Genomic DNA, 21,696 nt, shown 5'->3' on the forward strand with positions numbered 1-21,696 from the left:
TACGTATTCTGGAAAGGTGCGTGTTCCGCGTCCGGCCTATTCGTCGGGGACAAGCACCTCGGTGTCTCGGTTCAGGCTCTCACCGCGAAAAAACGGGCGCGAGTTGGGCCGGAGCCACCACAGGCCCATGAACACGAAGCCGAGCAGGATCGCCCCCACACCGATCACAAACGCTCCGCCCACGCCGAGCAGCACAGTCTCGCCGTAGTCGCGGGCCCACATGTCGATCGCGGACTGCACAAAGGCGTAGCCGAGCATGAGGCCGCCAAGCGCCGGGAGAATCCCGCGCATCCAGAGGTTGCGTGCGCTATCTCGGAGCGTGTCACGGAAATACCAGACGCACGCAAATGAAGTGATTGCGTAGTAGAGCGCAACCGCGAGACCCATCGAGGTGAGAGAGTCAGCCAGCATGTCCTCCGACAAGATCGACATCCCGACGTAGTAGATGATCGCCGCGACCCCCATCACTGTGGTCGAGAACCAGGGTGTCTTGAACTTCGGGTGCAGTTCCGCGAACTTCGCGGGCAGGGCGCGGTACACAGCCATCGACAGTGTGCCGCGGGCGGTCGGGAGGATCGTGGTCTGTGTCGAGGAGGCTGCGGAGAGCAGCACGCCAAGAATCAGGAACCAGCCCCACGGGCCGAAGAGCGCGCCACCGAGCACGGTGAACACGTCGTCGAGGTTCTCAGCGTTTGTCAGCCCGAAGCCGGTGTCGCCGAAGCCCGCGAACATCATGACGGCGACTGACACTCCGACATACAGGACGATCAGGATCACGATGCTCGAGAGCGCAGCCCGTCCCGGCGTGGTGCGCGGGTTCTTCGTTTCCTCGTTCAGGGCCAGGCAGGTGTCCCATCCCCAGTAGATAAACAGGGCGAGGAGGACCGCTTGCATGAAGCCGGACCACGACGTGAGTTCTGCGGGATTGAACCAGTTCCAGTCGAACGCCACCGAGTCCGGGTTCAGACCGGAACCCGCGTGCACAAGCGCGAGGACCCCAAAGAGGACCATCGCGAGGATCTGGATGCCCACGAGGATCTTTTGCAGGCGCTCACCGATTTGGACCCCAACTGTGCTGATCAACGTCATGATCGCCATAAACACGACCGAGGTTGCGATCACGATGGCGCGGTTCTCAGCGAACTCGGTGTTGCCGAGCAGCAACCAGAAATACTGTCCGGTAATCTCACCGACGTTTGCGAGCACCATAATCGACGCGACCGCCACAGCCCATCCGCCGATCCATCCGGTCACCGGCCCGAAGGCTTTGGTCCCCCAGACGAAGGTGGTGCCGCAGTCGGGGATCTCTCGGTTGAGCTCCTGGTAGGCAAACGCGGCAAAGACCATCGGGATGCAGGCCACGATGAACACGAGGGGTGCTTGCGCCCCGACCGCGAGGATCACATACCCGAGGGTCGCGGCGAGGGAGTAGAGCGGGGCGGTCGAGGCCAGCCCGATCATCGTGGATCCCACCACGCCCAGGGTGCCTTCGTTGAGGCCCTTGCCCACGTGGATGTGGCCGGTCTCTGTCGCGTTCGACAGCGTGTGCTTCGCCATTGTGCAGTGCTCTTCTCGGTTCCGGCGTCCTCGCCGCGTGCTTCGTTGCGGTGCGCATTCCGTCGCTCAATGCCGATGTCATGCGTACTGACATTGTGCCTCATTTTGCGCCGGATCGGAGACACGCGTCCTGCAGGTTCATCGACACACCCGCGAGCGCGGGGCGAGCCTCACAGCCTCAGCCCCAGCCCGAATGCTCAGCCAACGTTCACCCACGGTGCGACGCGCCGCTCACCAGACCGTCAAGACAACCGATTTCGTCGCGAATCAGTCGCTTTGCCACGAAATCAATGGTCTTGAGCCAGTGAGCATTCGAAAACTCGGAGCGCGCCGAGCTAGTGTGGGGCGCCGCGGTGTGCGAGACTGGGAAGCGTCACTATTTCGACACAGCCACTAAGGAGTGAGTCATTTATGAGCACGTTTGCCGTCATTAACCCGGCTACGGGCGAGACCCTCGCCACCTACCCCGACGCAACCTCGGAGGAGATCGAGGCGTCACTGGCCGCTGCACAGCAGGCCTACACGGATTGGGCACGCAAGACCACGGTCGCCGAGCGCGCGGCACTGGCACAGCGCGCGGCGGAACTGTTCGACGAGCGCAAGGATGAGCTCGGCGCGATCATCAACCGCGAGATGGGCAAGCCCCTCGACCAGTCGATCGGCGAGGCAGAGTTCTCCGGCGCGATCACGGCCGCGTTCGCAAAGAACGCTGAGAACTGGCTCGCTGACGAGCAGCTCGAGGTCGAGGACGGCCTGAAGAGCTTCTTCCGCTACCAGGGCACGGGCGTCATTCTGGGCATCATGCCCTGGAACTACCCGTACTACCAGGTTGCACGTTTTGCCGTACCGAACCTGATCCTCGGCAACACGATCATCCTCAAGCACGCCGCACAGTGCCCCGAGTCGGCACTCGCGCTCGAGCAGCTGTTCCTCGACGCGGGCTTCCCCAAGGGTGCTTACGTCAACGTTTTCGCGACGCACGACCAGATCTCGGACATCATCGCCGACGACCGCATTCAGGGCGTCTCGCTGACCGGCTCGGAGCGCGCTGGCGCAATCGTTGCTGAGCAGGCCGGCCGCGCACTCAAGAAGTGTGTGCTGGAGCTGGGCGGCTCTGACGTCTTCCTGGTACTCGACACCGATGACCTCGACCACGCTGTTGAGCACGCAGTTGGCGGCCGCATGGAGAACACGGGCCAGGCCTGCAACGGCTCCAAGCGCATCGTTGTCATGGACAAGTACTTCGACGAGTTCACCGAGAAGTTCAAGGCCGCAATTGCGGGCCAGTCCTACGAGTCGGGCGACTTCGGCCCGATGTCTTCGGAGGCCGCTACCAAGACCCTCTCCGCACAGGTGCAGGGTGCCGTTGCGCAGGGCGCTGAGATCCTCGTGGGCGACAACAGCCCCGAGGGCAACCTCTACACCCCCTCGGTGCTGACGAACATCACCCCGGCGATGGACGTCTACAGCCAGGAGCTCTTCGGCCCCGTCGCACAGCTCTACAAGGTCTCCAGCGATGAAGAGGCGATCACCCTCGCCAACTCCTCGCCCTACGGCCTGGGCTCCGTCGTGATCTGCGACGATCTGGACCGCGCTGAGCGTGTCGGCAACCAGCTCGACGTGGGCATGGTCTTCATCGGCGGCGCTGGCCTCGAGGGCGCAGACGTGCCCTTCGGTGGCGTTAAGAAGTCGGGCTACGGCCGTGAGCTCGGCAAGGTCGGCATGCTGGAGTTCGCGAACAAGAAGCTGTTCCGCTTCGCCGCGAAGTAACACGTTCTCGCAGCCTTGAGCGCCCGGGGCCCGTTGGGGTCCCGGGCGCTCAGCGTTTAGGCGGCTGCGCCCCAAAACGGGCGGTCGGCCCCCAGTGCTCGCGCAGGGAGCGCGCTCGCGAAACGTACCCCGTCCACCTCGAGGGGTGCTCGGAGCCTGCGGGCCGGGCCCCAGCCAGTGTGTTCCACCCCCGAATCGAGGTCGGCGTCGGTCGTGTCCCGTGCGTGTTCGTGGTTCGGGCTCGGTTCCTGCTCCGTGAGAAGACGGGCGGTACGTGCGAGCGATAGCGCGGCCCGGCACCCAGCGCCCGTACGGCGTTGCTCAGTGAGTCCGCGGATCGCCGCGGCAGCCATGAGGTATCCCGTCGCGTGATCCAGCGCCTGCACAGGCAGCGGGAGCGGGGCGTCGGCCCCGCGAACACGCATTCCCGCCTCTGCGATGCCCGCGCTCATCTGCACGAGACTGTCAAAGCCGCGGCGTCCCGCCCAGGGACCCGAGTGGCCGTAGGCGTCCAGCTGCACTTCGATGAGGCCCGGTCGCGTGGTCTCCCTGACGTCGGAGCCCAAGTCGAGGCGCTCGAGCGCACCTGGTCGGTAGCCGTGCACCAGAATGTCGGCCTCCGCGAGCAGCGCGAGGAGGCGCGCGCGGTGTGTCGGATCACGGAGGTCCAATCGCGCGGACCGCTTCCCGAGCATGACATCGGGGGTGACCCCGGGTTCGTCCCAGTCAACCGGGTCGATGCGCAGCACCTCGGCACCGAGCTGTGCCAAAAATCGCGTGGCGACAGGGCCCGCGAGTACTCGGGTGAGATCGAGCACACGGACACCGTGGAGCGGCCGCAGCGCCGCGACCGCGCCGGGGAGACTGGGTGCCGGATCGCGAGTTCCCGAGGTGCGGGTCCAGCGCACCAGCGGCTCCGTCGCGACGCTCAGCCCGGCCGCGCTACTCTCCCACTCAGCGGTGCTCCGCATCTTCGCCGCGCAGCCACCCGCGGCGACCACGCACGACTCCAGCTCCGCGGCGTCCCAACGCGCCACAGCGGTGCGGACGCGGGCCCGATCCGCCGGCACCCCCAATACCCGCAGCGCCGCATCCCGGTGCGCGGGCACGTTTGTGTGCAAGCGGATCCAGCCGTCCGCGGCCGGGTAATCCCCGGCGACCGCATCCCACGCGGGCGGCACGCGCCACCCAAGCGGACGGAGTGAAGACGCGAACCAGAACCCCGCGCGGCCCCGATCCACGCTCACCCGCGGCGTGGCGTATGGCTGGGCAGTCGCGAGCAACCAATCGCTCACCGCCACGCCGGCGGCACCGATCGCGGCTGTGGCGAGCTCGGTGACGGGAAACACGGCGGGCAACGCACCGGTTCCGGCCACCCCGACGCGCCCGCGCCAGGCGGTGCCCAGCACCTGGGTAAAGATTCGCTCAGCGGCGGACTCGCCCGGTCCTACAGTGTCGGCCACGTTCGCTCCTCGCCGAGGACGATGCCCTCCACACCGCAATCTACACCGCATTCGAGTGCGCGGGCCCGGATCTTTCGGGATCCGGGCCCACAGCGCTGTAGGCGCCCTGAGCCTACTGACCCATCACATACTCGATTGACGGCCCGGCCGTCCAGCCGCCGTCGACAGCAAGCTCGGCGCCCGTGGTGTAGGACGCCGCGTCCGAGAGCAGATAGGTGATTGCGCCGACAAGTTCCTCGGGGCGACCCACGCGCTGCATCGGGTTGTTCGGGAAGGCACCCTCGTCGAGGCTAATCCCCGTGGGTGCCGTCATCGGCGTCAGCACCATGCCCGGATGCACGGAGTTAACGCGGATCTTTTCGCGTCCCAGTTCGACGGCCGCGACCTTACTGAGACCGCGAACGCCCCACTTCGCGGCACCGTACGCCCCCGTGAGCGCGAGCCCGATCAACCCCGCGGCGGAGGAGATGTTCACGATCGATCCACCGCCACGCTTCCGCATTTCCGGCGTCACTGCGCGCATGCCCAGGTAGACCGAACGAAGGTTCACCGCGATGATCCGGTCAAACGTCTCGATCGATTCCTCAACGGCTGGCACGCCGGTCGCAGAGATCCCGGCATTGTTGACGAGGCCGTCGATCCCGCCGAAGTGCTCAACGGTGGCGGCGACCGCGACATCCCAAGCCTCGGGATCGGTGACGTCGAGTGTGACAAACGCCGCGCGGTCACCGAGCTCCGCCGCGAGGGCGACGCCATCCTCAGCGAGGAGGTCCGCGATCATCACGCTCCCGCCGGCCTCAACGATGCCGCGAGCGTAGGCGGCACCGAGGCCGCGTGCGGCGCCGGTGACGAGGACGATCTTGTGTTCGAGAATCTGCTGCATGGTATTCCCTTCCAGCGATGAACCGACGGTGGATCCGCCGGGTCAGGTCCGATCGAGAGGTTCGTCCGCGGCGCGCAATGCAACACGAATCGCTTCCTCAGGCTCGGCACCCGACGAAATAACCGCGGTGAGCGCGGTGATGATGGCGACAACAACCCGGCCGGTCGCGACCCAGGCGGCCGGGTCTGCAGCCTCGCGACCGGACAGCCGTGCAACGTCCGCGTGGATGCGGGTCGCGGTGTCGAAGCTCACGGCCTGCCACACGCGGCGCAGAGCCGGATCGCCGAAGACCACAGGCATCAGCGCTGATGCGCGGAGCCGAAAATCAGTGCGGAGCGCGATGGAAAACGCGGCCGCGACCCCGGCCGCGACCCCGCCCTCATCGGGGCGAGCAGCGAGCGCCTCCGCGAGCACCCGGTTTCCTTCATCAAGGAAGGGGTGCAGGCTCTCCTCCTTTGTCGCGAACATGCGGTAAAAGGTGCGCTCGGAGACACCAGCGGCCTGCGCGAGCTCGCGCACGGTGACCGCCGCCGTCCCCCGCTCGGCGAGGGTGCGTGCGCAGCTCAGCGAGACAGAGAGCGGTGTAGGGCGTCGCGGGTTCGCGGTCATACCCCCAGCTTCCCTCACTTTGGCAGAAACTGCCAGTACGGAATCGACGCTGGGAGCGAACCCCTCCGTTTCCGAAGGAGATTCCGCGGCCGCGGGAAGGCACGCGGCCGCCAAAACGTGTTTGGCCGGGGCCCCACACGGGGTCCCGGCCACACACTGTGCGCCACGCGCTACGGCGTGAGGAAGATCGGTTCGAAGAACCGAGCCACTGCCTCCGGATCGGTGAGCGGCAGCACCGCGGACACGTAGTGGTCCGGGCGCACGATCACCACGGCACCGTCGCGGCTGATCCCGCGCTCCTCGAAGATGTCCTCGCCCGGCTTCGCTGCGTAGATCTTTTCGTAATCCACGAGCTGGAAGGGGCCGGTCAACGGGAGGAACAGCTTCGACGCCTGCATGATGTCGACGCCGTGGTGCTCCTGCTGGTAGACGGCCTTCACGTCGAAGATCGCGTCGAGATCGCCGCCGAGCGGCGTGAAGCGCTGCAGCGGGGAGTCGGTGTTCGACAGCAGCCACTCGGCCCACGCGTTCAGCTGCTCACCCGAGGCGTCCGCAAAGGCGTAGACGCGGAACCGGCCGTCCGCGCGGTGGTGGTGCCCCAGGTGCACGTCGACCGCGTCAGACACGCGCGTCGTCATGACCGACTTGAAGCGCTTGCCGAGCGGGAATCCGGGTGCCAGCGCCTGGTGCTCCGCGGAACCCGTCAGCATCGACTCCGTGTACTCGGTCATGAAACCGGCCGGGAACTCGGCGGTCTGCACGTAGAACTCCTCGAGCTGCCCCGGGGAATCGAATTCCTCGGGCTTTTTCGCCATGAGCGTTGACCACTCCTTATCGAAGTCGATCAGGTTCTTCGCGGTGACGCGGCGCTCATCAGAGTAGGTCTGCAGCAACGACTCCGGGCTGCGCCCCTCGATCACGTAGCCAAGCTTCCAGCCCAGGTTCCAGCCGTCCTGCATGGACACGTTCATGCCCTGTCCGGCCTTGGCGCTGTGCGTGTGACAGGCGTCACCCATCAGGAAGACGCGCTGCTTGCCGTCGGGAGAGGTCTCAGCGTCGTCGAAGCGATCAGTGAGGCGGTGCGCGACCTCGTAGACGCTGTGCCACGCGACATTGCGCACATCGAGCGTGTACGGGTGCATGATCGCATTGGCCTGCGCAATGACATCTTCGAGCGGGGTATCGCGCACCTTGCCACCGTCCTGCTCGTCAACCTCACCGAGATCGACGTAAATGCGGGCGAGATGGTTGCCCTCGCGCGGGATATGCAGGATGCTGCCGGCCTCGGAGTGGATGATGCACTTCTTGCGGATGTCGGGGAAATCGGTGACCGAGAGCACGTCCATCACGCCCCAGGCATGGAAAGCCTGGTCACCACTCAGGGATCCACCGATTGCGCGGCGCACCTTGGACCGCGCACCGTCAGCACCGATCACGTATTTTGTGTGAACCACGACGGTCTCGCCCTGCTCGGCGTTCGCCTCGGCCGCAGCGTTGATGCCCGCACCCGTCTGGCCCGACACCTTGCGGAGCGTCACGGCGACGGGGTATTCACCCTCGCCAACCTCAAGGCTCACGAACTCGTAGCCGTAGTCGATGTCGCCGCGGGCAGGTGCCCGGCGCGCATACTCGGCGAAGTAGTCGATCACGCGAGCCTGATTCACGATCAGGTGCGGGAACTCGGAGATACCCTGCGGATCGTCCGGCGTGACCGAACTGCGGACGATGTTCTTCGGGTTCGCGGGATCCGGCGTCCAGAAGCTCGTCTCCGTGATCTGGTAGGCCTCCTGGATGATCTGCTGGGCAAAGCCGAAGGCCTGGAACGTCTCGACACTGCGGGCCTGAATGCCGTCTGCTTGCCCGAGCACGAGGCGCGAGTCCCGGCGCTCAACCACGCGGGTGACAACGTTCGGGAATTGGGCGAGCTGCGCCGCGGCGACGATGCCAGCGGGGCCCGAACCGACGATCAGGACATCAATCTCGCTGGGCAGGTCGTCCGGGCGGTCGATCCCGACTCCCGCAGCCAACTGGACCCGCGGGTCCGTGGAGACATATCCGTGGTGGTGGAACTGCACTGTTTCTCCTCACTTGCCTAGCGTTCCCGCCAGGCCGTGTTCTATAATTGAACACGAAGTTTGAATATCGCACACTCAGAATAGGGCTAGACGCGCGTTCGCACAACACCAGCGGCACCAGTTTCAGCCAGAATAGAGAGATATGACTGAGAACACCGAGGCGCCCGCCCCGCCAGCCGGCTCTCAGACCCTTGCACGCGGCCTGCGCGCCCTCGAAATCCTGGCCGAGGCCGAGGTCCCGATGACGATCACGGAACTCGCTGAAGGCCTCGGGGTGCACCGCTCCAACGCCTACCGAATCCTGCGCACCTTGGAGCAGCACCGCTTCGTCGCCCGTGATTCGGGTGGTCGGATCCGCCTCGGCCCCAAGCTCACCGTCCTGGCCCGCGGCGTTGCTCCCATGCTCCACACGGCCGCGATGCAACCCGTGTCTGAGCTGGCCTACACACTCGGCATGACCGCGTTTGTCACAATCCTCGACGCCGACGAGGTTGTCACCCTCGTGTCCGTTGAACCCTCAAACGTGTCCGCGACGATCGCCAGAAACCCGGGCGTGCGCCACCCCCTCGACCGTGGCGCGCCTGGCCACGCGATCGAATCGAGCCTCAGCCGCGCCGAGCGCGCGGCAGCGTTCGGGCACGAAGACCTCAGCGAGGCCGCGGCCGCGACGCAGCGCGACGGCTACGCGCTCAGCCGCAACGAGGTCATCGACGGGGTCACCGCCATCGCGGTGCCCCTGCGCCTCGAGGGCGAGGCCCCCGCGGCGATCGCTGTCGTGCACTTCAACCATCCGGACTCCGTCGACACCGTGGTGGCGGCGCTGCGGCACGCTGCGGACCGAATCGCTCAGAACTACCGCTAGGCAAGAGCTCCCCCACCGGCCCGCGCGACACACGCGTCGGAGACTCACGAAAATCACGGAGATTGACGAGCTTCACTGAGATTTTCGCCCGGATCCGGCACACGGGCGCAGGATCTCCGCCACGTTTGTCACCGGTGCCCCGGTCAGGCGCGCCAGCGACGTGCATCCGATCCGGCACCCCCTATGATGGAGAAGTCCAGCTCGGTTGGGAGATACTCCGACCCGGCCGGCTAAGGCGCGCGAAAAAGGGGCGCTGCTGCCGCGGCATTGCTGCCCGGCGAGACATACACGGTTTCAATCCATTCGTCTTTTCGCATAAGGATTTCTGTGATGTCCCCTTCCGCCACACTCACCCACACCCTGGCTACGTCCCTCGCCCGCCACGCTGACCACAGTTTTGGCCTGATGGGGAATGGTAACGCGCACCTCATTGAGAGCCTCGCCGAGGCCGGCGTCTCCTATACGGCAGTGCGCCACGAAGCCGGCACCGTTGCCGCCGCCGACGCCTACTCCCGCGTGAGCGGCAAGCTCGCGATCGCCACCACGACCTACGGTGCGGGCTTCACGAACACGCTCACCGCGCTCGCCGAGGCGGCGCAGGCTCGCACCCCGATGCTCGTTGTCGTGGGCGATGCACCGAGCTCCGGCCCCCGCCCTTGGGATGTCGACCAGGAAATGCTCGCCGCGGCCCTTGGCGTCCGCACACACATGCTCACGGTGACCAACATCGAGCGCACTGTGGAGCGCGCCGTCTCCTACGCGCAGCGATTCCGCCGCCCTGTTGTGCTCGGGATCCCTTACGACCTCGTGACCGCACCCGCCGTCGCCCCAGCCCAGCCTGAGTCCAACGTGCCCGCGGGCGGCATCGATCTGAACGATCCCGCCGTGCTCGCGGCGCTGAGCGCGTCGGTCGCCGACACCGCTGTGCCCGCACCGGCGACCCCGCGCAGTGAGCCCATCGCTGGACTCGCTGCACACCAGCTCGAGGCCGCCGTGCTGGCGCTGCTCGAGGCTGAGCGCCCCCTGATCCTCGCGGGCCGGGGCGCGCACGTCTCGGGTGCCGCCGCCGAACTCGGCCGGGTGGCCGACGCGCTCGGCGCCCTCACTTCGAGCACGGCCCTTGCCCGAGGGATCTTCCCGGAACAGCAGTTTGATCTCGGGATCACCGGCGGCTTTGGCCAGATCCCGGCGATGGAGGTGCTGCACGAAGCCGACGTTGTGCTTGTTGTCGGTGCGAGCCTGAACCAGTTCACCATGCGGTTCGGCGATCTGTTCAGCGCGGGCACCACCGTGATCCGGATCGACAGCGAGCAGGTGTCCCCGCCAAAGTCGAACCATCCGATCACGCATCTGCTGCTACAGGGTGATGCCCGCGCGACGCTCGCTACCATGCTGGGCGCGCTCGAAGCTGCCGAGCCGCACAGCGCCGGTTGGCGCACCCGCGTCGCGGGCCTCGAGGCTGGCGGCGCGCTCCGCGTCCGCGACACGGGCGCCGATGCGAACGCCGAAGGCCTCTGCGCTGACGGCCGCCTCGATCCCCGCGCCGTCGCGGCACGCATTGGCGAGCTCCTGCCTGAGGACCGGCACGTCACCACCGACGGCGGCCACTTCATTGGCTGGGCCAACATGTACTGGCCCGTCGCCTCACCCGAGCGCATGATCATGGTCGGCACCGCCTACCAGACAATCGGTCTCGGCTTCCCGACGGTCGCGGGCGTTGCCGCCGCGGCACCCGGCACGACCGCAGTGCTCAGCACGGGTGACGGCGGTGGGCTGATGGCACTCGCGGACCTGGAGACCGCAATCCGGACCTCGCCGAGCACCGTGATTGTGGTGTGGAACGACGGTGCCTACGGTGCCGAGGTCCACCTCTACGGCGTGATGGGACTCGACGAGGGGCCCATGTTGATCCCCGATGTGGACTTCGCCGGGGTCTCCGCGGCGCTTGGCGCTCAGGGTGTGCAGGTCCGTACGCTCGCGGATCTTGATGCGCTCGGCGCATGGACCGCCGCGGGAGCACAGGGCACGATCGTGCTCGACTGCCGTGTCTCGCGCAGCGTCGTCGCCGAGTACCAGCGCGAGATCCAGCGTGTGAACGGCCTGGACGTCCCCGAGGCGTAAGCAGCGCCGGATCGAGAAGAATCCGGCACGCAACACCGACCGCGGCCCCACACGTCTCAGGGTGCGGGGCCGCGGTCATCTGGTGCCGGATCCGGCGTTAGCGTTCCGAGTTCCAGAGCACGTGCGAGCCATCGGCCTGCGTGGCCTGCCACACGTCGCCACAGCGCTGAATGTCCGTCAGCGGGACGTCCTGCAGGAGCAGGATCGCTGCATACGAGCCGGGCGAAGACTCGGCTGCGCTGCAGTCCGCGCCAAGCGGTTCTCCGGTCCATGAGGCGGCGAGCTTCTTGCCGTGTTCAATGAGCCGGACGCGCTCCGCGCCTGCCGGGAAGTCCGCGGGCAGCGTGCCGTCGTCGATGAGTTTTTGCAGGTCGGCACCAGAGGGGGCCGCCTCCGAGGGGATCCCAGAGTCCCCGGCGTTCACCCCGGCATTCGGCTCCGATGCGGGCGCACAGCCCGCGAGCAGGAGCGCCAGTGCGGCGACCACCCCGGCCTTCGCCAGCCACGTGTTTGTCATGTTGACCCCTTTCGCCGTTCCCCTCGACCCTATCGAGCGGAACTTCGAGGCCGCCGGGGCCACGCGCACCCCGGACGCACATCGATGGGTGAGTTTCTGGGGCTTCGCGAACGTCAAGCCCCAGAAACTCACCCATCGATGCGTGCCCGGCGGACCGGGCGGGGCTAGGCCACGCGGTAGAGCGTGTGGCGCACCTGCTCGGCCTCGCGCACGCCGTCGACCAGGAGCAGCACCCGTTCAAGCTCGGCGAGCGACGCATCGCCTGCCTCAACGGTGACGCCCGCCCGGAAGTAGACCCCGTCCGGGCCGACTCGGCGCAGACCCCTGACGTGCAGGATCAGGCCGTGCCCGCCCGGCGTGACCGCCTCGTACCGGGCGTCGATCTCAATCACCCCGTCGGGGCGCACCCGCTGCCAGTCGGCCCCGCCTGGCAGGATCTCGGCCATGACCGGGGGCAGCGCCCCGCCCGAGTCCAGGATCTGCACCACGCCGCCGAGAATCGGCGTGACGCGGCGTTCGCCCACTCGTGTGGTGCCGTACTCACGCGACGAGCCAAGCTGCACGGTGATCTCCCCGACCGGAATCAGTTCGGGCACGGCCGGCCCCGCGCCGCCGTCAGCGCTCACGACGCCGGCTCCGGCCGAACGCTCAGCGAGGCACGCGCGTTCAGCCCGTCGGGGTCGAAGCCAGCGGCGCGCTTATATGCCGCCGCAATCTCTTCAAGTTCCGCCTGCGGGATCACGTCGGTCACCTCGGCGAAGCCCTCCGGCGCGCGCTCGGAGGCGAGCTGCATCACGCGCTCCGGGCCTGTCTGCCGCGTCATCTCAAGCAGCCGCGCGGTCGCGGGCCGACGCTCCGCCTCGTAGGCGGCGAGCGCCTCCTCGAGCGACGCCTCGGTCGCGATCCGGTGCGCCAGGGTGCGAGCGTCCAGTATCGCCTGCGAGCCACCGTTCGAGCCGTTCGGGTACATCGCGTGGGCGGCGTCGCCAAGCAGGGTCATGCGCCCAAACGTCCACTGCGGGATCGCCTCGCGATCCACCATCGGGTATTCGAGCAGCTCTCCAGCGTCGCGAACGATCGCGGGAATATCGAGCCATTCGGTGGTCCAGCCGTCGAAGAGTTCGGCGACCGGGCCGCGATCAGCCTGCCGGTTCCAGTCCGCGCTCGGCGAGCCCCCGCCGCGGCGCTCCGCGATGAAGTTGATGCGCTGCGTCCCATCCGGGCGCGGTGCTTCAAGCGGGTACGCCACGAACTTCTGGTCCGCATCCCCCATCATGAACATGGTGCGGGCATCGAGCAGTGCGGGAACCGTCGCCGTGCCACGCCACAGGGTGAGTCCGCTCCACACGGGCCCGCCCTCGTCCGGGTAGCGCTGGGCGCGGGCCGTGGAGTGGATGCCGTCGGCGGCCACGATCAGATCGGCGTGGAGCTCCGTTTCGGTCCCGTCCGCGCGCTCACACACGGCCGAGCGCCCGTCCTCCGCGACCCGCTTGAGCCGATGCCCCAGCCGGATCACGTCGCCGAGTCTCTCCTGGACAAGGTCTCGCAGGAGCAGCTGCAGGCGTCCGCGGTGCACGGACAGCTGCGGCCAGCGATAGCCGGCGTGCGTGCCGCGCGGTTCCGACCAGATGAGCTGGCCGCGGCGCGTGTAGTACGCAAGTGTGGCGGGTTCGACGCCGAGCGCGGCGACCCGGTCGAGCACTCCGAGCTCATCGAGTTCTCGTGCGGCGTGCGGGAGCAGATTGAGTCCGACGCCGAGGCCGCGGATCTCCGAGCTGCGCTCGGCGATAATGATGTCCCGGTGGCCGGCATCGGCGAGGCTGAGGGCCGTGACGAGGCCGCCGATTCCGGCACCGATGATGAGGGTTTGCATACGTATTCTCCAGGGGTGAGGGATGGATGGCGGCCGGCTACGCCCAGGCCGGACGCGGCACGGAATCCAGCAGCATGCGCGTGTACTCGTGCTGCGGGTCGCTGAGCAGCACCTCGGTGGGTCCGCTCTCGACGATCTCACCGCGGCGCATGACCAGCGTCTCGTCGCACACTCGCCGCACTACGCCGAGGTCGTGGCTAATGAAAAGGATCGTGAGGCCCTGCTCAGCGCGCACTCGGGCAAGCAGGTCGAGCACCTGTGCCTGCACAGAGACGTCAAGTGCGCTCGTTGCTTCATCCATGACGAGGAGCTCAGGTTCGATCGCGATAGCCCGCGCGATCGCGACGCGCTGGCGCTGACCACCAGACAGCGTGCGAGGCAAGGCCTGCGCGTGCTCCCGGCTCAGGCCCACATCGTCGAGCAGCGCCAGGGCACGGTCCGCGGCCGCCGCACCGGAGACCCGCGTGTGCAGGCGCAGCGCGTCCTCGACGGCTTGCCCCACCGGAATGCGGGGGTCGAGCGACAGGTATGGATCCTGAAACACCATCTGCGCGCTGCGGGCCCGGGCGAGGCGCGCAGCCTTGCCACGCGGCACGTCCGTTCGGGTGACGCCGGCGATGCGCAGCTCCCCCGCGTCGGGCTGTTCGAGTCCGATGATCATGCGTGCCAGAGTGGACTTCCCAGATCCGGATTCCCCTACAACCCCGAGGGCTCCGCCCCGCGGGATCGCGAGCGACGCACCCCGGACCGCATGGACGGCCTCGTGGCCGCGCGAGTGGTACGTCTTCGAAAGCTCGCGCACGAGCACGAGTGGCTCTGCAGAAGCGGGTGCGGCGGGTGCGGCGGGCGCGGCGCCCGCGGTCGGATCCGCAGCCGCGGCAGCACCCGCGGGTGCCGGATACGGCGCTGCTGGATCCGCCGCTGCTAGATCGACCGGTGCTGGATCCGTGACGGTCACGCTCGGCGTCGCGGCGATCAGCCGCTTCGTGTAGTCCGCCGTGGGGTTCGTGAAGATGTCGCGTGCGCTCCCCTCTTCAACGACCTGCCCACCGGCCATCACGACGACGCGATCGCAGATCGAGGCGGCAAGGTTCAGGTCGTGGGTGATGAACAGCATTCCCATGCCGCGTGCTGCCCGCTGTTCGCGCAGCACCTCGATGATTTCGGCCTGAGTGGTCACGTCGAGCGCGGTTGTCGGCTCGTCGCAAATCAGCAGCTTCGGGGCGCTCGTGAGCGCCCCCGCGATCATGACACGCTGCAGCATGCCGCCCGAGAACTCGTGCGGGAACTGGCCCAGATGATCTTCGGGGCGCGGCAACCTGACGGCGCGCAGCAGCTCCGTGGCCGTGGCGCGGGCTTCGGAGCCAGGGACGCCCTGACACAGCCGCAGCGACTCAGTCATGTGGTCACCGATCGTGCGCATGGGGTTGATGCCGGCGCGTGGGTCCTGGAAAATCATGGCGGCGCTCGAACGCCGCACGTCTAGGAGCTCCGCCCGGCCCGCGGTGAGCACATCGTGCCCGTCGCAGACCACGCTGCCGCCGATGATCGCGCCGCCGGGCAGCAGGCCAAGCACGGAGCGCGCCGTCAGCGATTTGCCGGATCCAGATTCCCCGACCAGGCCGACAGTTTCGCCCGCTTCGACGCGCAGTGAGATCCCATCGAGCAGTCGTTTCCCGTTGGGAAGGTCAAGCGTCAGGTTCGTGATGTTGAGCAGTGTCATGCGGACACACCCCCTCCGATTCGTTCCGAGAGTTCTTCGCCGATGATGTTGACGGCAACCACGACGATCACCACGGCGATCGCGGGGACAACGGCCGGCAGGAAGTGACCGCCGGCGATGCCGGGCTGCGCCTCGTTGATCATCGCGCCCCAGTCAGACGCCGGGGCCTGCACGCCGAGCCCGAGGAACGAGAGCCCCGCCAACTCGGCAAGCACGTAGCCAAAGTTCAGCGTCGACTGCGCCCCAACGATCGGGATCACGTTGGGCAGCACCCGGCGCAGCGCGATCCACGCTCCGCCGAAGCCCTGCACGCGGTACGCGGACACGTATGGGCGGTTCCGTTCCGCGGTGACGAGCGAGCGGGTGAGCCTGGCCACATAGGGCGCGTACGCGAGGCTCATCGCGATCACCGGAGCGACGAGGCCCTTCCCAAACAGCGCGACCGCCATAATCGCGATCAACAGCGCGGGAAACGCGAAGATCACGTCGAAGACACGGCTGAGCACGGCGTCGATCCAGCCGCCACGCCAGCCCGCGAGCAGGCCGAGCAGGATCCCGACGATCGTGGAGAACAGCACCACGAGGAGGGGGCCGAGGAGCGCGGTACGCGCACCCCAGATCATCCGGCTGAGGATGTCACGGCCCAGGCCGTCCGTGCCGAGCCAGTGGGCGGCGGTCGGGCCGCCGTTGAAGGCGAGAAAGTCGACCGCATCGGGGTCGTACGGTGCGACAAACGGCGCGAACGCGGCGGCCAGGGTGACCGCGGCGAGCACCACCACGCTGATGGTGAACAGAGTCGTCGAGCGGCGGGCGCGCGGCGCGCGCATCACCCGCACCGCGGTCGTGGGATTGGGAACAGTCATCGCGCATCAGCTCCTGCCGCGGCCCGGGGATCAATGAGGGGTTCGAGCAGATCCACCACCGCGTTGACGACCACAAAGGCGGTCACCACGAGCAGCACGATCATTTGCACAACGGGGAAGTCCAGACGGTCAACGGACTGCACGAGTAGCGAGCCGAGGCCGGAGATCCCGAACGCGGACTCGACGATCGTGCTCGCCACCAGGAGGCCAGCCACGAGCACACCGCTGACCGTCGCGATCGGCCCGATCGCGTTGCGGAAGACATGGCGGCGGATCACCGTGCCGCGCTTCAGGCCGCGACTCGTTGCCACCTCCACGTGTTCCTTGCCGATCTGCTCGACCATGGAGCTTCGCGTCACTTTCCCAATCAGCACGACAAACGAGATCGCGAGCGCGAGCGCCGGGAGGAAGAGGTGCCAGAGCGAATCCCAGAACCCCTCGCCCGTACCGAACGTCGGGAACCAGCCGAGGGTCACCGCGAACACCGCGATCAGCACAATCGCCCCCACGAAGGAGGGGATCGCGCCGAGCACCGTGAGGAAGATCAGGGTGGCCCGGTCCGCGAGCTTGCCGCGGTTCAGCGCGGCAATGACGCCCGCGCCAATCCCGACCACCGCGATCATCGCACCGGCGAGCACCACGAGCCCGAGGGTGACGGGGAGCCTGTCGCCGATCACCGTAGCGACGTCCTGCCGGAACTGGAGGGAACGCCCGAAGTCGCCGCGGAAAATCCCGAACACCCAGTTCAGGTACTGCTCCCACGGGGGAAGGTCGAGTCCGAACTGCTCGGTCACCGCGGCCACCGCTTCGGGGCTGGGCTTCCGCCCGCGCAACAGGAACCGCACCGGGTCACCCGGAACGATGAAGCGCGAGAAGAACACCAGGAGTGAAGCGAGGAACAGCGTGAGCAGGAGCGCACCCAGCTTGGATGCGATGCGCCGCACGTAGGTCATCGTGGGGTCTCCAAATCGTGGTGCTGGCCGGCGGTGAGGCCCGCCGGCCAGCGAGTGTGTAGTGGGTCAAGCGCCAGGGCGCTTAGCGCGCGCCCAGGGTCGCTGCCCAGGGGTAGTAGAGGAAGTTGATCGAGGGCGAGAGTCCAGTGACGCGCTCCCCCAGATACATCGCGTTGGGGGCGGTCACGAGGGGCAGCCACGGGAGCTCCTCGTTGGCGAGCTGCTGGGCCTGGGCCGTGAGCGCGCTACGCGACTTCGGATCCATCGTCGAGACCGCCTCGGTGACAAGCGAGTCGTACTCCGGGTTCTCCCAGTTGCCGTAGTTCGAGAATTCGCCGGTGCGGAGCACCGCGTACATCTCGAGGGGGTCCGGGCTGGAGAGGTACCACTGCGTGTAGAACAGGTCGACACCCTTGCGCGCGTCGGGATCCGAGAACAGGGTCGTGTAGGCAGCGGGGGTGACCGTCTCGATCTTGACGTCGAGCCCGATCGACTTGCCGGCGGCGGCCGTAGCCTGGGACACGATCGCGAAGTCCTGGTTGATCGGCGCGGTGACGAGCTTCACGCTCGCCCCGCTCGCACCGGCCTCCTCGACAAGCGCCTTCGCCGCCTCAACATCGTGCGGATACGCCTCGATCTCCGCAAATGCGCTCTCAGTGACGGCCGGATCGGCGTCTCCCCACACGGACGGCGTGGTGAACACATCGGTCACCTCGCCCACGCCCTTATTCATGGCGTCCAGGATGCCCTGGCGATCGAGGGCCATGAGCAGCGCCTTGCGCACGCGTACATCGCCGAGCGGCCCCTCCATGTCCGACACGATGAGATTCGAGACGGCGGTGTTCATGCCGTAGAGCACGTCACCGCCCGCGTCCTGCAGGTTTTGCGCCGCGTCAATCGGCAGCAGCCAAGTACCGTCAACCTCGCCCGATTTCAGGGCGTTGGTGCGCGCCGTTGCGTCGGTCATGAACACAAAGTCGAAGCGCTCCGATTTGGCCGCCAGCTCAGGATTCCAATAGTCGGCGAAGCGGCTCAGCGAAATCCTCTCCCCGGACTTCCACGAGTCGAACTGCATGGGGCCGGTGCAGTTCACGCCGGTGCTCGAGTTGCCGTAGTCGGCCCCGGCCTCGGCCAGCGTCGCCGCGGACTCGATAACGCCCGCGGAGCCGCCCATGCCCAGGTTGAACTGGGAGTCCGGGATCGTGGTGGTCACGGTCACCTCGCGCTCCCCGGTCTGCTCGATCGAGGCGACGTTCTGGTAGACGCTGAACCAGGAGGAGCCGAGTTCCGGGTCGATGTGGCGCTGCATCGAGGCCACCACGTCGGCGGCGGTCATCACGGTGCCGTCGTGGAACTTCACGCCGTCACGAATCTGGTACACCCAGGTGGTGGGGGTCGGGTTCGCGAAGGACTCCGCGAGGCTCGGCTCCAGGGTGAAGTCGGGGTTCAGGCGCAGCAGCGACTCGCACACGTTCGCGAGCACCTGGTTGTCGGCGTAGTCGAAGGCGTAGGCGTAGTCGAGCGAGAACGGCTCGGCGTAGCTCGCCCAGGTGATCTGCTCGATGTCCCCCGCGGGGGCGGCGGTCTGCTCGGTGATCTCCCAATCGAGCGGGGCGGATCCGGCGCTGGATCCGCCGCCCGAGCAGGCGGTGAGGCTGAGGCCCGCGATTGCGAGGCCCGCGATGAGGGCGACGCCGCGGCGGCGTTTCGGTGTCGTGAACAACGGTGTTCTCCTTTGGTGGGGGGCAGGACGGGGGTGGATTATTCCGGTCGGGCGTAGACGCGCTCCCCGGAGATCCAGGTTTCGCGCACGCGCGCGCGATGCAGCTCATCGGGGGCGAGCGTGAACGGATCGGGCTCGATCACCACAAGGTTCGCGAGATACCCGGACGCGATCGTGCCGGTGTCGTGGTCCCGGTGGTTCACGTAGGCGGTTCCCGAGGTATACGCGGCGAGCGCGGTCTCCAGCTCGAGGCGCTGTGTCTCCCCGCCGAGCGGCCCCTCGGCGATGTCTGGGCCGACGCGGGTCACCCCGATGTGGATCGCCGCGAGCGGGTCGGCCGAGGACACCGGCCAGTCGCTGCCGGCGGCGAGCCGGGCACCGCCCCGCTGCAGATCGCCGAACGGGTACTGCCGCTGCACGGCCCCCTCCTGCAAGAAGGGCAGCGTGAGCGTGTCGAGCTGATCCTCGTGGGTGGCCCAGAGCATCTGCAGGTTCGCGGTCGCGCCTGACTCTGCGAAGCGGGCAGCATCCGCCTCGGTCACGACCTGCAGGTGCGCGAGGTGGTGCCGCGCATCGCTCGGGCCATTGGCGGCGCGGGCGGCGGTGACGGCGTCGAGGGCGTCTGCGACAGCGCGGTCACCGAGCGCGTGGAAATGGACCTGCATCCCGGCGGCGTCGAGGCGCGTGACGGCCTCGGTGAGGATCTCGGGATCGACGAAGGAGATGCCGTGGTTGCAGGTGTCGTGGCCCTGTGCGTCCCGGTAGGGTTCGATCATTGCGGCGGTGTAGTTCTCGGCGACACCGTCCAACATCATCTTTACGGTGCCGAGATCGAATCGCTCGGCGGTGCCGCTCGCGCGGCGTGCGTCGCGGAGCGCGAGCTTTTCCTCGATCTGTTCGAGGCCGCGGTCGCGCTCCCACCACTGAGCCCCCACGACGTGTACCCGCAGGGTGTCCTCGGCGACGGCGCGCTCGTAGGCATCCAGTGTGCCCAGCCCCGGGCCGTCGGCCCCGACCCAGGCGTCTTGCCAGCCGGTGATCCCGAGTGCCATGAGCTCGGCCTGAGCGTGGAGCAGGCCCCGGTAGATCAGCTCCGCGGAGTTGTTGGGCTTCACCGCCGCGAACAGGTCCCCCGCCCCCTCGTGGAAGGTGCCGGCGGGGGTGGCGTCCTCCTCGCGTTCAATCCGACCGTCCGCCGGATCCGGGGTGGAGCTATCGAGGCCCGCGGCACGGATCGCGGCGGTGTTCGCCCACGTACTGTGGTGGTCTCGACTCATCAACAGGACGGGGCGATCCGGCACAACGGCGTCGATGAGCGCACGCGTCGGTGCACCGCCCGGGAAGTGATCCATCGACCAGCCTCCGCCGAGAATCCATGGCTCTTCAGGGTGGGCCGCCGCGTAATCGGCGATCAGACGCACCGCATCGGCTGCGTCCTCGGATCCGGTGAGATCGCACTGGAGCGCTTCGACTCCGCCGCTGATGGGGTGGATGTGCGCGTCTTGGAAACCCGGCGAGAGCAGGGCACCGGCCAGGTCGACGCGAGCGGTCTCGGGGCCCGCCAGTGCCGCGGCCTCGACGTCGGGCAGCACCGCGACGATTGTGCCCTCGCTCACGAGCACAGACATTCCGTGCAGTGGCGCGCCGCGCCCCGTGAACACTGCTCCTCCGGAGAACAGCACCTCGTGTGGAATCTTGCTGGCCATCACGCTCCTCGTTCGACTCTGAATCAAGCTGTTCTGGAGCGTAATCGAGGTGCGTGACATTTGTCAAAGCCTTTGACAAAGTATTTGTCATCGTGATGAACTAAGGCTTCCGCGCGTCACGAAGTCACACTGATGCTCTACGCTGGGCGCTGGAGAGGAGCCCCATGACCGCGCCGTCAGCAGCGACACCCGCCGCATCGCCCACCCGCCGCCGCGGGGGTGCGAGAAAGATCAAGCTCGACACCGAGCTCATTGTCAGCACGGGCCTCGCCGTCGCCGCGGAAACCCGCTCCAACGACTTCTCCGCGAAGGCCCTCGGGCTGCGCCTCGGAGTGGACCCGTCTGCGATTTACCGCCATTTCCGGAGCAAGTCCCACCTCATGGAGGCGCTGCTTGACGAGTTGCACATCCGGGCGATGGACAGCATCACTGCGCCGCCCGAGGACTGGCGAGGGCGCATCCGCCAGCTCGCGCTGGGCACGCTCGTAGAGTACTGCGCGCACCCCTCCATCGCGGCGGAATCGATGGTGCTGACCACGCACGGCCCGGGCGAGCTGCGCGCCATCGAGCTGATCCTCGACGCACTGGATCGCGCGGGACTCGCCCCCGATGACGTCGTACGCCACTACGCGCTGTTTTCTTCCTACCTCCTGTCGACCGCCTCGGGAATCGCCCGCGCACGGATCGAGAGCGGCGACGAGCAGGCGGCAACGGAGGGCTCACCCTGGCTTGACGGCCCCATCCTCGCGGATCCGCGGATGTACCCGCAGATCGCGCGATTCACGGGCCCGCTTGCCGAGCTCGACGACCACGAGACGTACCTGTTGGGGATCGAGACCCTCATCCGCTCCGCCGAACGTGCCACGGCGTAGCCCCCGCGGCCCCGCGGCACGGCGGCCCCGCGAGACACATCGATGGGTGAGTTTCTGGGGCTTCGCCCGCATGAAGCCCCAGAAAGCTCTCTCATATACACATCTGACGCTGCCGACGCAACTCCA

General features: G+C 67.5%; 17 protein-coding genes. 4 read left to right on the forward strand and 13 right to left on the reverse strand.

Annotation, left to right across the window (positions count from 1 at the left end; genetic code table 11):
* Window positions 1-36: 36 nt before the first annotated feature.
* Window positions 37-1,557 (reverse strand): APC family permease, encoded by a 1,521-nt coding sequence (locus tag FM113_RS04870; protein ID WP_087012078.1) that lies wholly within the window; start codon window positions 1,555-1,557, stop codon window positions 37-39.
* A gap of 411 nt (window positions 1,558-1,968) precedes the next feature.
* Between FM113_RS04870 and FM113_RS04875 the strand changes: the two genes are divergently transcribed.
* A complete protein-coding gene (locus FM113_RS04875; RefSeq protein WP_087012080.1) occupies window positions 1,969-3,327 on the forward strand; it encodes an NAD-dependent succinate-semialdehyde dehydrogenase in 1,359 nt (452 codons plus the stop codon).
* Window positions 3,328-3,383: 56 nt separating this feature from the next.
* On the opposite strand, the gene FM113_RS04880 is transcribed toward FM113_RS04875, so the two are convergent.
* The 4 genes from FM113_RS04880 to FM113_RS04895 form a co-directional block, all read right to left on the reverse strand.
* Window positions 3,384-4,790 carry a CoA transferase gene (locus tag FM113_RS04880; RefSeq protein ID WP_217895955.1) on the reverse strand — a complete coding sequence of 469 codons (1,407 nt, stop codon included), beginning with the start codon at window positions 4,788-4,790 and terminating at the stop codon, window positions 3,384-3,386.
* 112 nt (window positions 4,791-4,902) lie between these two features.
* Window positions 4,903-5,673 (reverse strand): glucose 1-dehydrogenase, encoded by a 771-nt coding sequence (locus FM113_RS04885; RefSeq protein WP_087012084.1) that lies wholly within the window; start codon window positions 5,671-5,673, stop codon window positions 4,903-4,905.
* A 42-nt stretch (window positions 5,674-5,715) separates the two neighbouring features.
* A complete protein-coding gene (locus FM113_RS04890; RefSeq protein WP_087012086.1) occupies window positions 5,716-6,282 on the reverse strand; it encodes a TetR/AcrR family transcriptional regulator in 567 nt (188 codons plus the stop codon).
* A gap of 170 nt (window positions 6,283-6,452) precedes the next feature.
* A complete protein-coding gene (locus tag FM113_RS04895) occupies window positions 6,453-8,357 on the reverse strand; it encodes an FAD-dependent monooxygenase (protein ID WP_087012088.1) in 1,905 nt (634 codons plus the stop codon).
* Window positions 8,358-8,499: 142 nt separating this feature from the next.
* Here FM113_RS04895 and FM113_RS04900 point away from each other — a divergent pair, with 142 nt between their 5' ends.
* Window positions 8,500-9,219 (forward strand): IclR family transcriptional regulator, encoded by a 720-nt coding sequence (locus tag FM113_RS04900; RefSeq protein ID WP_087012090.1) that lies wholly within the window; start codon window positions 8,500-8,502, stop codon window positions 9,217-9,219.
* Between the two features lie 330 nt (window positions 9,220-9,549).
* Entirely contained in the window at window positions 9,550-11,340 is a 1,791-nt protein-coding gene (locus FM113_RS04905) for a thiamine pyrophosphate-binding protein (protein ID WP_087012092.1), read from the forward strand.
* Window positions 11,341-11,437: 97 nt separating this feature from the next.
* On the opposite strand, the gene FM113_RS04910 is transcribed toward FM113_RS04905, so the two are convergent.
* The 8 genes from FM113_RS04910 to FM113_RS04945 all read right to left on the reverse strand — a co-directional run bounded on the left by FM113_RS04910 (window position 11,438) and on the right by FM113_RS04945 (window position 20,698).
* Window positions 11,438-11,857, reverse strand: a complete 420-nt coding sequence (locus FM113_RS04910; RefSeq protein WP_087012094.1) for a hypothetical protein — start codon at window positions 11,855-11,857, stop codon at window positions 11,438-11,440.
* Window positions 11,858-12,021: 164 nt separating this feature from the next.
* A complete protein-coding gene (locus FM113_RS04915) occupies window positions 12,022-12,483 on the reverse strand; it encodes a DUF3237 domain-containing protein (protein ID WP_087012097.1) in 462 nt (153 codons plus the stop codon).
* Window positions 12,480-13,730 (reverse strand): flavin-dependent oxidoreductase, encoded by a 1,251-nt coding sequence (locus FM113_RS04920; protein WP_087012099.1) that lies wholly within the window; start codon window positions 13,728-13,730, stop codon window positions 12,480-12,482. Before FM113_RS04920 ends, FM113_RS04915 begins: the two co-directional genes overlap by 4 nt.
* A 37-nt stretch (window positions 13,731-13,767) precedes the next feature.
* The gene (locus FM113_RS04925; protein ID WP_087012101.1) at window positions 13,768-15,453 is read right to left on the reverse strand and encodes an ABC transporter ATP-binding protein; all 1,686 of its coding nucleotides are present in this window, start codon (window positions 15,451-15,453) and stop codon (window positions 13,768-13,770) included.
* The gene (locus tag FM113_RS04930) at window positions 15,450-16,316 is read right to left on the reverse strand and encodes an ABC transporter permease (RefSeq protein ID WP_087012103.1); all 867 of its coding nucleotides are present in this window, start codon (window positions 16,314-16,316) and stop codon (window positions 15,450-15,452) included. Before FM113_RS04930 ends, FM113_RS04925 begins: the two co-directional genes overlap by 4 nt.
* Window positions 16,313-17,269, reverse strand: a complete 957-nt coding sequence (locus tag FM113_RS04935) for an ABC transporter permease (protein WP_087012105.1) — start codon at window positions 17,267-17,269, stop codon at window positions 16,313-16,315. Before FM113_RS04935 ends, FM113_RS04930 begins: the two co-directional genes overlap by 4 nt.
* A gap of 82 nt (window positions 17,270-17,351) precedes the next feature.
* Complete coding sequence (locus tag FM113_RS04940) at window positions 17,352-18,992, reverse strand: ABC transporter substrate-binding protein (RefSeq protein WP_087012107.1); 1,641 nt, start codon at window positions 18,990-18,992, stop codon at window positions 17,352-17,354.
* Between the two features lie 38 nt (window positions 18,993-19,030).
* A complete protein-coding gene (locus tag FM113_RS04945) occupies window positions 19,031-20,698 on the reverse strand; it encodes an amidohydrolase (RefSeq protein WP_087012109.1) in 1,668 nt (555 codons plus the stop codon).
* Between the two features lie 164 nt (window positions 20,699-20,862).
* Here FM113_RS04945 and FM113_RS04950 point away from each other — a divergent pair, with 164 nt between their 5' ends.
* On the forward strand, window positions 20,863-21,570 hold the full coding sequence (locus FM113_RS04950) for a TetR/AcrR family transcriptional regulator (RefSeq protein WP_254908870.1): 708 nt from the start codon (window positions 20,863-20,865) through the stop codon (window positions 21,568-21,570).
* Window positions 21,571-21,696 lie beyond the last annotated feature (126 nt).

Origin of the sequence: Leucobacter sp. 7(1) (assembly GCF_900163635.1) — a bacterium.
GTDB lineage: Bacteria > Actinomycetota > Actinomycetes > Actinomycetales > Microbacteriaceae > Leucobacter.

Bases quoted from the DNA above. Each gene is read 5' to 3' on its own strand.
- FM113_RS04875 (WP_087012080.1), top strand. From the start codon at position 1,969: ATGAGCACGTTTGCCGTCATTAACCCGGCTACGGGCGAGACCCTCGCC.
- FM113_RS04935 (WP_087012105.1), bottom strand. From the start codon at position 17,269: ATGACCTACGTGCGGCGCATCGCATCCAAGCTGGGTGCGCTCCTGCTC.
- FM113_RS04920 (WP_087012099.1), bottom strand. From the start codon at position 13,730: ATGCAAACCCTCATCATCGGTGCCGGAATCGGCGGCCTCGTCACGGCC.
- FM113_RS04870 (WP_087012078.1), bottom strand. From the start codon at position 1,557: ATGGCGAAGCACACGCTGTCGAACGCGACAGAGACCGGCCACATCCAC.
- FM113_RS04890 (WP_087012086.1), bottom strand. From the start codon at position 6,282: ATGACCGCGAACCCGCGACGCCCTACACCGCTCTCTGTCTCGCTGAGC.
- FM113_RS04950 (WP_254908870.1), top strand. From the start codon at position 20,863: ATGACCGCGCCGTCAGCAGCGACACCCGCCGCATCGCCCACCCGCCGC.
- FM113_RS04905 (WP_087012092.1), top strand. From the start codon at position 9,550: ATGTCCCCTTCCGCCACACTCACCCACACCCTGGCTACGTCCCTCGCC.
- FM113_RS04885 (WP_087012084.1), bottom strand. From the start codon at position 5,673: ATGCAGCAGATTCTCGAACACAAGATCGTCCTCGTCACCGGCGCCGCA.
- FM113_RS04910 (WP_087012094.1), bottom strand. From the start codon at position 11,857: ATGACAAACACGTGGCTGGCGAAGGCCGGGGTGGTCGCCGCACTGGCG.
- FM113_RS04900 (WP_087012090.1), top strand. From the start codon at position 8,500: ATGACTGAGAACACCGAGGCGCCCGCCCCGCCAGCCGGCTCTCAGACC.
- FM113_RS04945 (WP_087012109.1), bottom strand. From the start codon at position 20,698: ATGGCCAGCAAGATTCCACACGAGGTGCTGTTCTCCGGAGGAGCAGTG.
- FM113_RS04925 (WP_087012101.1), bottom strand. From the start codon at position 15,453: ATGACACTGCTCAACATCACGAACCTGACGCTTGACCTTCCCAACGGG.
- FM113_RS04930 (WP_087012103.1), bottom strand. From the start codon at position 16,316: ATGACTGTTCCCAATCCCACGACCGCGGTGCGGGTGATGCGCGCGCCG.